This window comes from Anoxybacillus sp. PDR2, from assembly GCF_009834045.1.
GTDB lineage: Bacteria > Bacillota > Bacilli > Bacillales > Anoxybacillaceae > Anoxybacteroides > Anoxybacteroides rupiense.
Map to the genome: position 1 here is coordinate 2,233,550 of NZ_CP047158.1, position 12,286 is coordinate 2,245,835.

General features: G+C 43.7%; 8 protein-coding genes, 1 tRNA gene and 1 pseudogene. 4 read left to right on the forward strand and 6 right to left on the reverse strand.

The window, feature by feature from the left end:
• Nucleotides 1–38: 38 nt before the first annotated feature.
• Nucleotides 39–584, forward strand: coding sequence for a pyridoxamine 5'-phosphate oxidase family protein (locus tag GRQ40_RS10685; RefSeq protein ID WP_159720857.1), 546 nt, complete (start codon nt 39–41; stop codon nt 582–584).
• Nucleotides 585–670: 86 nt separating this feature from the next.
• Here GRQ40_RS10685 and megL read toward each other — a convergent pair whose 3' ends face one another.
• The gene (gene megL / locus GRQ40_RS10690; RefSeq protein ID WP_159719952.1) at nt 671–1,855 is read right to left on the reverse strand and encodes a methionine gamma-lyase; all 1,185 of its coding nucleotides are present in this window, start codon (nt 1,853–1,855) and stop codon (nt 671–673) included.
• A 622-nt stretch (nt 1,856–2,477) separates the two neighbouring features.
• Between megL and proB the strand changes: the two genes are divergently transcribed.
• Together proB and GRQ40_RS10700 are read left to right on the forward strand one after the other, a co-directional pair.
• On the forward strand, nt 2,478–3,602 hold the full coding sequence (gene proB / locus GRQ40_RS10695) for a glutamate 5-kinase (protein ID WP_159719953.1): 1,125 nt from the start codon (nt 2,478–2,480) through the stop codon (nt 3,600–3,602).
• A 40-nt stretch (nt 3,603–3,642) separates the two neighbouring features.
• On the forward strand, nt 3,643–4,884 hold the full coding sequence (locus GRQ40_RS10700; protein ID WP_159719954.1) for a glutamate-5-semialdehyde dehydrogenase: 1,242 nt from the start codon (nt 3,643–3,645) through the stop codon (nt 4,882–4,884).
• A gap of 103 nt (nt 4,885–4,987) precedes the next feature.
• On the opposite strand, the pseudogene GRQ40_RS10705 reads toward GRQ40_RS10700, so the two are convergent.
• Nucleotides 4,988–5,375: pseudogene (locus GRQ40_RS10705) on the reverse strand (SDR family oxidoreductase); the annotation flags it as partial.
• 217 nt (nt 5,376–5,592) lie between these two features.
• On the reverse strand, nt 5,593–7,338 hold the full coding sequence (locus GRQ40_RS10710; protein ID WP_159719955.1) for a methyl-accepting chemotaxis protein: 1,746 nt from the start codon (nt 7,336–7,338) through the stop codon (nt 5,593–5,595).
• Nucleotides 7,339–7,562: 224 nt separating this feature from the next.
• On the opposite strand from GRQ40_RS10710, the gene GRQ40_RS10715 reads away from it, so the two are divergent.
• Nucleotides 7,563–7,634, forward strand: a tRNA-Ala gene (locus GRQ40_RS10715).
• 334 nt (nt 7,635–7,968) lie between these two features.
• Here the strand turns inward: GRQ40_RS10715 and GRQ40_RS10720 are convergent.
• The 3 genes from GRQ40_RS10720 to GRQ40_RS10730 form a co-directional block, all read right to left on the reverse strand.
• Nucleotides 7,969–8,814 carry a 5'-3' exonuclease gene (locus GRQ40_RS10720; protein WP_066148554.1) on the reverse strand — a complete coding sequence of 282 codons (846 nt, stop codon included), beginning with the start codon at nt 8,812–8,814 and terminating at the stop codon, nt 7,969–7,971.
• Nucleotides 8,815–8,973: 159 nt separating this feature from the next.
• Entirely contained in the window at nt 8,974–9,846 is an 873-nt protein-coding gene (locus tag GRQ40_RS10725) for a Cof-type HAD-IIB family hydrolase (protein WP_159719956.1), read from the reverse strand.
• A gap of 376 nt (nt 9,847–10,222) precedes the next feature.
• Nucleotides 10,223–12,139, reverse strand: coding sequence for a FapA family protein (locus GRQ40_RS10730; RefSeq protein WP_159719957.1), 1,917 nt, complete (start codon nt 12,137–12,139; stop codon nt 10,223–10,225).
• Between the last annotated feature and the right edge of the window lie 147 nt (nt 12,140–12,286).

The window sequence follows — 12,286 nt, forward strand, 5'->3', positions numbered from 1 at the left end:
ATTATAACAAAGGAACAGGAGGAAAAAATATGGATGAAATGAGAAGACCGCTATTAGCCTGTAACGATCAAGACAAAATTTCTGCCTTTCTCTCGTCAGCAACCACCGGATATTTAGGATTAACTGACAACAGTGAACCATACGTTGTTCCTCTTAATTTCGTTTGGTGGAAAGGCGCCGTATACATTCATGGAGCTGAATCAGGAAGAAAAATGGAAATAATAAACCGAAACAAACGGATCTGTTTTACTGTCAGTGAAAATTTTGGAACAATGGTCAATCCGGTACCAGCCAAAACGGATACAAGTTATATGAGTGTTATGATTTTTGGGGAGATCGAAATCGTTGCCGATTTGTCTGAAGCAACCGCCGCGATGCAAAAGCTGCTTGATAAATATGTTCCTGGTTACTTTTCCGCTCCTCTTTCCAAACATCACGTCGATTCGTACCGTTCTTCAATGGGAAGCCGTACAATCGTCATGAAAATCATTCCAAAGGTGATAACAGCTAAGGAAAAGCCTTTAAACGAACAGCGTTTATTTTACAAAGGAAGACACGTAGCCGATGATGCAGGGATGGTTTAAAGTGGTTAAAATCGAAAACTCGACTGCCCACTTCCTCTTTCTATGAAATAAAAGCAGGCACATCAAGTGTCTGCTTTATTCTTCTTTCACAGCTGATTAAGCGCCTGTTCCAAGTCACTCCAAATATCTTCCCACGCTTCAAGTCCCACCGATAAGCGAAGGAGAGAGTCGCTAATTCCCATTTCCATTCTTGCTTTCTCTGGGACGACAGCATGTGTCATAGTGGCTGGATGCTGAATCAACGTCTCCGTATCTCCTAAGCTGACCGCGATATGAATCAGCCGCAAGCCATTGAGCAAGCGTTGAGCCTCTTCTTTCGTCCCTTTCACTTCAAACGAAATTAAGCCGCCGCCGCGCTTCATTTGTTTTTTATAAATCGAATAGCTACAATGGTCCGGGTCGTTTGGGTAATATACATTCGCAACAGCTGGGTGCTGTTTAAGGCGTTCCACAATTTTTTCAGCATTGTCGCAGTGGCGATCCATGCGCACTGCCAGCGTTTTCACTCCACGCAACAAAAGCCAGGCATCAAATGGTGAAAGAACCCCGCCAATATCTTTTTGCGTCGTTTTAGCGATTTCCGCCATCAATTCTTTCGTTCCTACCGCGATACCAGCAATGACATCACCGTGGCCGCCAATGTATTTCGTTGCGCTGTGGATGACAACGTCACAACCGAACAAAAGCGGCCGCTGCAAATACGGGGAACAAAATGTGTTATCTACAACAACCGTTATTCCGTGCTCTTTCGCGACTTTTACCACCATTTCCAAATCAATGAGCTTCATTGTTGGATTAATCGGCGTTTCTACGTAAATACACACGGTTTCAGGACGAATGAGCTGACGAATTTGCTCTTCTGTTTCCATCGGGCAAAAATCATGATCAATTTCGTATTTCTGCTTCATTAGCTGCAGCAAACCGAATGTACAGCCATATACTCCTTGCGAACATATCATGTGATCATTCGCTTTTGTCAAAGCAACAAGCACAGCGGACACTGCCGCCATGCCTGAGCTAAACGCCAAGGCAGCCTCTCCCTCTTCTAAATAAGCCATTTTCTCTTCAAGTGCCCGGACTGTCGGATTAGCCAGCCGCGAATAAATGAATCCTTCCTCTTGCCCAGCAAAGCGTGCTTCTCCTTGCTCCGCCGTATCGAAAGTAAAGGTAGAGGTTTGAAAAATCGGAACAGATAGACTTCCAAGATGCTCCTTCGTACAATAGCCGTGATGAATCGCTGCTGTTTCAAATCGCTTCTCTGTATATTTCATGACCAATCCCCCCTATATGGTAATAACCCTTCATCTTTAGTATACGATATGCCAAAATCTTTTGTAAGCGCTTTCTAAAAACTTGTTATCTATCTTATACTAGGTTGACATTGGCTGAGGATGTCATTTATAGAGTCGAGTTGGCGAACCTTTGTCACACAATGTATGACGAAAAAGCAAATTACGAAACTCCTTCCACCGTTATTTTTTCACAGGCATGATTCGTTTCGTCTATTTCCTTTTCTTGCTGCTATACTAAGGATTTATTCTAACAAAATATGAAAATTTTCCCCACAAACGGCAGATAGTATCTTGACAAATCCGCCGTTCCGTAAGATAATTCTGAAAAACAACGATACTGATAACGGTACGGGACTAGTAAATCAATGGAACGTGCAAGAGAGTGGAGCTCGTAGGCTGGAAGGTTCCTCACGGAAAGTTGATTGAACCTGCCCTAATATGGCCGCTTATGCAAACATAAGCCGTTATTCCCGCGTTACTGGGACGAAAGTGGGCGCTTACTTGCGCCAAAAAAGGTGGTACCGCGGAACGCTTTTTCCGTCCTTTTCATAAGGAGGGAAAAAGCGTTTTTTTATGTGAAATTAAAGTGAGGAGGAAAAAAATGAAAAAACAACGAGTGATCGTAAAAATCGGCAGCAGCTCCCTTACCGATTCAAACGGAAAGCTTTCTGAACAAAAGCTGCTCGATCACGTGGAAGCCATCGCTTACTTGAAACAGCTCGGCCATGATGTGATTTTAATTTCCTCTGGCGCTGTTGCAGCGGGATTTTCTCAGCTCGGCTACCGCTTTCGGCCACAAACAGTAGCAGGCAAGCAAGCGGCGGCGGCGGTCGGCCAAGGACTGCTTATGCAAAGCTATATTTCTGCTTTTCGCTCGTTTGGTATTGTCATTGGGCAGCTGCTCTTAACACGCGAGGATTTTTACAGTCGGGAACGATTCCACAATTTATTTTCCGCCATCTCTGAATTGCTTGATCGTGGAGTTCTGCCGATTATTAATGAAAACGATTCGGTTTCTGTCGAAGAATTAACATTTGGCGACAACGATTTGTTGTCCGCTCTTGTCAGCGGTTTTTTACATGCCGATGCGTTAATTATTTTAACAGATATTAATGGACTATACGATGGAAATCCAAAAACAGACCGAACCGCAAAAAAGTATCATTTTTTACCGGAAATAACAGATGATTTAATCGAGCAGGCTGGCGGTATCGGCACCTCTCTAGGAACAGGAGGAATGAAATCAAAGCTGCTAGCGGCACAAAAAGCTCTTTCGTTTGGCGTCAGCGTTTTTGTCGGAACAGGAAGCGGAAAAAGAAAATTGTGTGATGTTTTAGAAGGAAAAGGAGACGGGACATATATTGGCACTCGGCAAGGGCATATGCAAATGCGCAAACAGTGGATTGCCTATCACTCCCAACCAGCAGGGAGGATCGAAATTGACGAAGGAGCAGAAATCGCCCTTTTACATAAAGGGAAAAGTTTATTGCCGGTTGGTGTAACCAATGTATGGGGAGCATTCAAAGCTCTCGATGTCGTGGAAGTGATTAATCCAAAGGGCGAAGTGATCGGAAGAGGACAGGTATACTACTCAGCTGAGGACTTAGTAAAAGTCAAGGGCTGGGCTAGCGAGGCCGCCAGACGCTATTCTATCCACCAGCGTCCAGAGGTCATTCATCGCAATCACTGGGTATGTTTAAAAAACCCGTCTGTTTCATTACGTTAAATTAAGAAACGACATGCTTATGACAAAGGAGGCCACCGTCATGAATGAATTGTTGCTAAAAGCTATGCGGTTAAAGCAAGCGGCTAAGTCATTAGCCGTGTTATCGTCATCGGAAAAAAATGAAGCGCTCGCCATCATCGCTGAAGCATTAGTAGCAAAAAAACAATGGATTCTTGCAGAAAATAAAAAAGATATGTCCATTGGCCAAGCAAACGGAATGTCGCCCGCTTTGCTTGACCGTTTACAGTTAACAGAGGAACGAATCAAACAAATGGTCACTGGTATCCAACAAGTGATCGCTTTGCCTGATCCAGTTGGTGAAACGATTGAAGAGCAAACACGGCCCAATGGACTGCAAATCAAACATATCCGGGTTCCGCTTGGCGTGATTGGCATGGTATACGAAGCGCGGCCGAACGTCACCGTCGATGCCGCAACACTCTGCTTAAAAACAGGAAACGCCGTGCTGTTGCGGGGAAGTTCATCGGCCATCCATTCCAATCAGGCCCTCGTTTCCATCATGCAAGAGGCACTAAAACATTCTTCTATTCCCCCAGAAGCGGTTCAGCTGCTAGAAGATACGAGCCGCGAAACCGCTCGGAGCATGTTTCGCTTAAAAGAATATTTAGATGTCCTCATCCCGCGCGGCGGAGCCGGGTTGATTCAATCGGTTGTCGAAAATGCCACCGTTCCTGTCTTAGAAACAGGTGTCGGCAATTGTCATATTTTTATCGATCAATCAGCCAAAAAGCAAATGGCAATGGATATTGTACTCAATGCAAAGCTGCAGCGTCCATCCGTATGCAATGCTGTCGAAACCGTCTTGATCCATAAAGATTGGCCGCACGTCGGCGAACTCATCGAAACATTGCACCATCAAGCCGTTGAATTGCGCGGCGATGCCGTCCTCGCTTCTGCTTATCCTTTTATTCAGCCAGCGACAGAGGCAGATTGGCGAACAGAATTTTTAGCACCGATTTTAGCCGTCAAGCTTGTTGAAAACGTAGAAGAAGCGATCCGCCATATTAGCCAATATGGGACAAAACATTCCGAAGCGATTATTTCTGAATGCGCCGCACACGTTCAACGCTTTTTTGAATCTGTTGATGCGGCAGTGCTCTATCATAATGCCTCGACGCGATTCACGGATGGTGAACAGTTCGGGTACGGAGCAGAAATCGGCATTAGCACCCAAAAGCTGCACGCCCGGGGTCCAATGGGTCTGCGCGCCATCACAACGACGAAAACGCTCGTCTATGGCGCAGGACAAGTGCGCGAATGATCGCTCCAATTAATCAGGGGCTGTCCCAAAAGTCAGGGTCACTACCTTTTGGAGCCCCTCTTTTTTCCTCTTTTGAAACGAATAAAGAACAGAGCAGCAGCAACTATCCACGAATAAATCCACCTTCGGAATGAATCACTTGTCCAGTGATCCACGCGGCTTCATCACTCGCCAAAAAACGAATAAGGCGCGCGGCATCATGGGGTGTACCAATCCGTCCGAACGGAAAGTTAAGCAGAAGATGCTGTTTCAACTCCTCGTTCATTCCTCCCAAATCAGTCGGACCCTGCGTAATCCCTTTTTCCATTACTTCAACAACAAATGTTTTCACAAAGGCATCAAGCGCCTCTTTTGTCGCAGCATAAGCTGTCTCTCCGGACATGGGTCCTAAAGATTGTCCGGATGTCAACAAAATAATGCGCCCCTCCTTGTTGTTTAGAAAATATTTTGGCAAATTCAACGCTAAGCAATATCGGCGCCTTTACGCTTAAATTCTATTGAAAGTAAAAAAATACACCGCCGCCGATATCTCCAAACCTTCATGACCATTCATCACTCACGAATATAGTTTGCTTTAGCAAATGGGCAGCTGCTTGATGAAAAATTGAATCATCCATCAGAGATGGTTAGAACATTCAACAAAGCGCGGGATGTTCGTTCATTGACAATAAAATTTTTCCATCATGCAATCTATATGGTCAAAGAGGGCTATTTTTTCTCCATTTGAAAAATCGCAATACTTTCTAATAATTCGTTGGCCAGCGATGATAAAGACTGGGCTGCGGATGAAATTTCCTCCATTGCGGCGAGTTGTTGTTCGGTTGCTCCGGCAATCTCGCTGCTTGATAAAACATTTTTTTCAGAAATATCCTTAATATACTCCATGCTTTCTGCCATTTCTTCACCGACTTCAGACATGGAACGCACCGCTGCAGATACAAGATTCACTTTATTCACAGCAAGCTGCGCCGCTTCTTCTATATGAACAAAAACATTCTTTAATCTTTCTGTTGAATCCAGACCTAATTTCACTTTATCTGTACACATAGCTGCGGAACGGACCGCCTCTATTGTTTCTGTTTGAATCGAATCAATCAAGCTTGTAATCTGGTAAGCGGATTTTTTGGATTCCTCCGCTAGTTTTCTTACTTCAGCAGCGACAACAGAAAAGCCTTTCCCATGTTCTCCTGCTCTGGCGGCTTCAACAGCAGCATTTAAAGCCAACAGATTCGTTTGCTCAGCAATATCAGTAATAAAGGCGACAATCCGACCGATTTGCTTCGATTTTTCGCCAAGCAGTTGCATAATGTTTGAAGTGTAGTCTACAGAAAGACTGATTTCATTCATTTGCTGCATTACAACACGAATAGAGTCAACTCCTTGAACAGCCGCCTCCATTGCATTTTGTGCACTTCGCAGCATCTCTTCACTATTTTGTGCTACTTGCTGAAGTGTAGCTGACAGCGTATCAGCTGAATGAGCTGTTTTCCTTATATTTTTTAACTGTTCTTCTGTTCCAGCAGACATTTCTTGTGTAATACGAGCAATTTGTTCAGAAGCGATCGTCGATTGCTCAGCACTTGCTGTCAGCTGCTCAGCAGCGCTCGATACCTGCAGTGAATGAAGATTAACCTTTTTCATAATATGCCGCAAATTATGGACCATAAAGTTAAAATGAGCCGCCAGCATGCCTATCTCATCCTTTGAACGCACCGCTAGCTCTTCGATATTTAAATTTCCATTGGCAATGCTTGAGGATAAATCGGAAACCTTTAGCACCGGCTGAACGATTCTTCGAACAACAAAATAGGTTAAAACAATAGCTGTGAATAGAAAACCAATGATTAAATAGACGAAATTCAACGTCTCTTGCCATGCCTTTTTTTCAATCTTGGATACATCGAAATCTACTCCATACAACGCTAAAACATTTCCTCTATCATCTAATATGGGAGTAACCCCGCTTTTCCACTTTCCAAATTGATTGGTATATATGTCGGTCGTTTGTGCCGTTTTGGTTGTATAGGCTTTGACAACTGCGGTACGAAAGGTCGTTTCATCCGTTGGATATTCAGAGCCAAATGTAAAGCGATCAGAACGTAAGCTGCTGCTAAATACCGGCAGGTCAATACGGCCATTTTCATAAGTAACGAAATACAGATTAGCAACATAGGAATGGGTACTACGAATGGTTTCGTCCATTAATTCGTTGACTTTTAAAGTATCATGGTTTTTTTCGCTCGGTTGATGAATAACAGATTTCACTACCTTTTCATCTATATTTTTCGCCAAAATGGTGCCAAATCCGTTTAGCTCTTTTTCCATGTTGGCTAAATTGCTCTCTACAATAATTTTGTCAGCCAACCAGGCACTTGCGATTCCCATTAGAAAAATAATAGAGCAAACAACGGAAAGCAGCTTCGTTGACAGCGATCGCCTTTTTCTTTTAAACAACGCCAGCACCTCTTTTTACAATGTAATAACACGTTATGGCGTGCATGAAAAAAGGTTCTAGTAAAAACGGCTATCTCTGTCATTTTTTATTTTTTTCTGATGCCAGAATGGGGACATCACTTAATATGGGCGAAGTTGCTTATGATTTGTTGTTTGCTCATAAATCGATCATTGACATTTCTATCTTTTATGATATTATAAATATTGTCCGTAGCTTTAATAACGGGGCATTAGTTCAGGGGGAGAACGCTTCGCTGGCAGCGAAGAGGTCATCGGTTCGAATCCGATATGCTCCATATTTAATGATCAAAAAAGCGGTTTATAGGCCGCTTTTTTATTTTTGTGAAACAGCTTTTCATGGTATCGCGAATTTGATCCGTCAGCCACTCCCGATCAAAAGAGAGAGCGAGCGCCGACAACCATCCCGCTTACAGACAAATGGATGATCTGTAAGTGGGATGGTTCGATCACTCAACCGTCAAAATTAAGTTCTCGATCTACCCATTGCCAACGTCCCGACATACAAAAACACTAATCTATCTTCATATCGCCAGATGATTACGCCTTCCCTACGTATTAACATCTCTAACGCAGAAAAGAAAATGGTCGCTTCATCATTAAACCTGCTACTTATGCTAACATTTGCTTTACTTTCTCCAAGCCAACAAAATCCCCTGTCCATTTCGCTTCTTCAAGACGCAAAGACAGCGGAATCTCGCAATAGATGGTGGCCAGCTTGCGCGATAAATAAAGCATTTCTAAATTCTCGCTAATCTTTTTCTGCTGAGCTTTCGTCAACTGCTCAAGATTTTCGACTAATCCTTCAATAGAACCATATTGTTGGATTAATTTAAACGCCGTTTTTTCTCCGATGCCGCGCACTCCCGGATAATTGTCGCTTGAATCCCCCATAAGCGCTTTGACATCCACAAGCTGCTGCGGTAAAAGGCCCTTCTCTTCATAAAACCGGTCATCCGTATATACTTCATAATGACCGATGCCTTTAGCCAGCAAATAAACGGACACATTCGGAGAAAGAAGCTGAAATAAATCACGATCTCCAGTCAAAATCGAAATGTTCAGCAAACTCCCGTATTGCTTGACAATCGTGCCAATACAATCATCCGCTTCGGCTCCTAATACTCCGATGTTGGGAATTTCGAGCGCAGCGACGGCTTCTTTCGCCAAATCAAATTGCGGCACAAGCTCCGGCGGCGGATCGCCACGATTCGCTTTATAGTCGGGAAACCATTCAGTGCGAAAGGTGGTGCTCCCCATATCCCAGCAGCACACGACATGCGTTGGCCGAATGGTTTGCAGTGCTGCTGATAAGTGCCTGATCAGCCCATGAACCGCATTTGTCGGCACACCGCGGCTGTTTCGCATCCACTGTCCACTCGGAGCAGTCGCATAAAAAGAGCGAAACAATAGAGCCATACCGTCGACTAATAATAAATGTGAATGAGTATTTGTCATGCTTTGCTTATTCCTCTCTATGTATCATTTACTTTTAATGAGCCCATCCATCACTTCATCTACCGGAGGAATCCTTCCTACTTTCTTTATCATGATTTTGCCATTATTCTTTCATACACGGCTTCACCATCATCAAACTGCTCTTTCCTTTTCTTCTCATCAAACAAGCCGTTGGCGCGGTACGTTTCCCTTTTGTACAAGTTCCTCTAAGATCAAAGCGACACCATCTTCATCGTTCGTAGCTGTGATCGAATCGCTTTGCTGCTTCACTGCCTCAGCAGCATTCCCCATCGCGACACGGTATCCCGCAACCGCAAACATCGGCAGATCATTAAGGCTATCACCGACGACCACCGTATCAGACAACTCCATTCCATAATAAGAAGCGAGCTTCTTGATCGCTTCTCCTTTTGTCGCCTGTTGATGATTGATTTCAATATTATTAGGATGCGAAGAAGTAACCGCCACATCCCGCAGCTTCGCAAATTGGAAAGAAGCCTCTTTTAACAAATGGAGATTTAAGGAAAAAATAAGAATCTTATAGACTATTAATGAATCATCATGCCATACTTGGCTAATATCTTCTACATATGTCACACGCGCCTGTTGAAACTGCTTTTGAACAATGCGCTGCAAATCAGGATGCTTTTCCCTTACTTTATAAGCAAGGGCTTCTAGATGTTCGCGATTATGTAAGCCAACGTAGACAGCTGTGTTGGTATAAAGTTCACAATATAAATCCGGCTGTGTTCGCACCCATTCTAATGTGGGGATGAATGCTTGCCGATGCAACGGAACCTCGCTCATCACCGCACCGCTTTCCAATGTAATCATCGCACCATTTAAGCCAATGATCGGACAATGAAGACCAGCCCGTTCCAGCGGGAGGTACGCGTCTTTATACGCTCGTCCTGTGGCAATGGCCACAATATGTCCGGCATCTTGGGCTTTTTTGATCGCATCTTTATTTCTCGGACTAATGTATCCCTCTGAATGAAGCAGTGTTCCATCCATATCTAAAGCAATGAACATCGAGTCATTCCTCCATTTCTTTTTAGCTTCACCACTTGAAAACTCTTTCCCAATTATAATACAAAATCCAAGAAAATGAGAGGAATTGACTCTTGATGAAGAATGAGTTTCGCCTTCCCGCACTGGTTTTCCATAAACCAAAAAAGAAACGGCTGGTTGTTTGGTTTCCGGCCGCAATGGGGCGTGACCGAGACAAGTCACGAACGTGCCTCCGACCGTCGAGACCATCAAATATAGAGCGCTTTCACCAATAGACAACCTCTTAAGCTACTAACAACATTGGAGATGCGGCTAAACATTTTGCAAAGAGGATTTCTATGCGTCCAATGATGGAGAGCAAAAAAACAATCAATTCAGCTTATGCGAAAAAAGCAAGCTACGCCTCGAATTGAATCTCGCCCGCCTCTTCATTCCATCTTGCACAAACCGCTTTTTTCTCTTCCATAAATGTATAAGTTTTTTTGCCGATTCGAATGACGGTCCCTTCCCACACATGATCCATTTGAATCGTTTCTCCTTTAGGAACTGATAGGACGGTCTTAATTTCAGATGAAGAACCGACCTCTCTCACATAAATCCCCTTTTGTGCATAAACCTCGCCGCCTCTCAACACCCCATGAATGACCAGTTTTCCTCCTGCATAAATATTGCAGTTATAACATCCTTTTCCCGTTATTACCACATCGCCGCTTCCATGAATGACACTATTCAACGCATATGATAATTCAATCGAATCGGCAGAAAGCTGTTCATTTTGGCTAATCATCTCTTCTAGGTCGCGAAGCAACTTAGCAAAGCTTTCGTATGCTTTTTGTACTAAAATGCACGTATGTAAACGCTCTCCTAGTTGAATCCAAGCTTCGCTTAATTGCTCTCTTTTCGTTTGGCAAACCTCTCGGTACTTTTTCACAGCCGCTTGCAGAGACTGAAATTTTGTTTCGATTAATTTTCCTATCACCCAATTCATGTTTTTACCTTCCACATTGGAGATCACGGTGATCTGCTGAACGGTGACAATCATTCTTTCAAGCTGTTGGCGAATCGTATTCAGTGACTCCATTAATTCTGTAACCGCCATTTTTTGCTCTCCTGAAATAACGGTTCCGCTTATAAGATTTTGATAGATAAAAATGGATTGCTGAGCCTGAATTTTGGCACGGTTGGCATTTTGAAAAATCACAACGCTTCCTTCCGCCTCAACCTCCATACCATCTTGAACATTTCCAATAATTTCGATATCTCCCTTAAAGCGAACATTACCTGTTGAGAGATCGACATCCCCTTGATGGACAAGTTTTGGAATCATGGATACAATAGCCGTACGCCCCTTTTGCACTACTTGAGGCCTTCCAGACTCCACAGCCATTATCTTCACTCCATCTTCTGACATGGCGACCCCCTTTCCAAGTTGAACATGAACTGGAAAGGTATCGCGTACAGGAATCACTTCACCGGTTACTCTTTTTCCCGGAATGCCTGGCTGTGCTGGGTGAATGACTGCAATCACGTCACCCGCTTGAACGCTCGGAACTCCTTCGATTTCACGATAATCTACTGTACCATCCTGGCGCATCTTCGGTTTTTTCGGCTGGTTCGAGCCCGCTTTTACTTCAACCCAGCCGTCCTTTCCTTCCTGAGACGGCGTTCCTTGAGCAATCGCCACATGGATTTTCTCCGTTGCTTGGAGCGCTTCGTTGATGTTTTCTTCAAGAATTCCATGCACAATATGCAACTGCTCTAACCGTTGCTTGATTTCTTCATACGTAACAACCGGTTTTACTTCGGTAAGTATTTGGGCATTTAGCTGCGCATGCTTGGCCGGAGGAAAATCTAAAAGCACGTAGCGTTTGTGTAGTGTCGGCTCGATGAGTAAAGTGGCCTGCATTTTTTGGGAATCCACTGTAATATCCCATGTCCCCTCTATCACTTTTTCTTCCTCTGCATGAACTTCCAATACATCTCCTTGTTTAATGCTAACCACACGGTCTACCTCTTCCCCGTTGCGAAACAGCTTTACTCCTTCCCCAATCGTAATGCTTGGCCCTTCTGAAGAGGAGCGCTGATAAAACAACCTGCCATCTTCCATCCATACTTTAGCGTCTTGATCGTTTAATTCATCAACAGAAATTTTTGTTATTTTTACGATCGCTTGTTTTGTTGATAATCCAAATAAACGCTTTTTCTCGTGCTGAATGATTTCGATAGAAACCTGTTCGCGTGTGGCTTGCAGCTGTTCAAGTCCTAGACGGATCGCTTCATCCAATGTATTTCCTTTTGAAATAATGCTTTCCACACCTGCTTCTCCTCCTTGATGGATACATATTCCTTTATTCTTATAATATATGACTTTTATCCTTACGTAGCAGTGCCAAAAGTCGGACAATTGATGATTCTTCCTATATTTTTGTTGTCATCTTTAAGCAAAACAGAAGGTGGGATT

What these genes read in the sequence shown, in the direction of transcription:
- GRQ40_RS10685 (WP_159720857.1), top strand. Translation starts at nt 39, where the DNA reads ATGAGAAGACCGCTATTAGCCTGTAACGATCAAGACAAAATTTCTGCC.
- megL (WP_159719952.1), bottom strand. Translation starts at nt 1,855, where the DNA reads ATGAAATATACAGAGAAGCGATTTGAAACAGCAGCGATTCATCACGGC.
- proB (WP_159719953.1), top strand. Translation starts at nt 2,478, where the DNA reads ATGAAAAAACAACGAGTGATCGTAAAAATCGGCAGCAGCTCCCTTACC.
- GRQ40_RS10700 (WP_159719954.1), top strand. Translation starts at nt 3,643, where the DNA reads ATGAATGAATTGTTGCTAAAAGCTATGCGGTTAAAGCAAGCGGCTAAG.
- GRQ40_RS10720 (WP_066148554.1), bottom strand. Translation starts at nt 8,814, where the DNA reads ATGACAAATACTCATTCACATTTATTATTAGTCGACGGTATGGCTCTA.
- GRQ40_RS10725 (WP_159719956.1), bottom strand. Translation starts at nt 9,846, where the DNA reads ATGTTCATTGCTTTAGATATGGATGGAACACTGCTTCATTCAGAGGGA.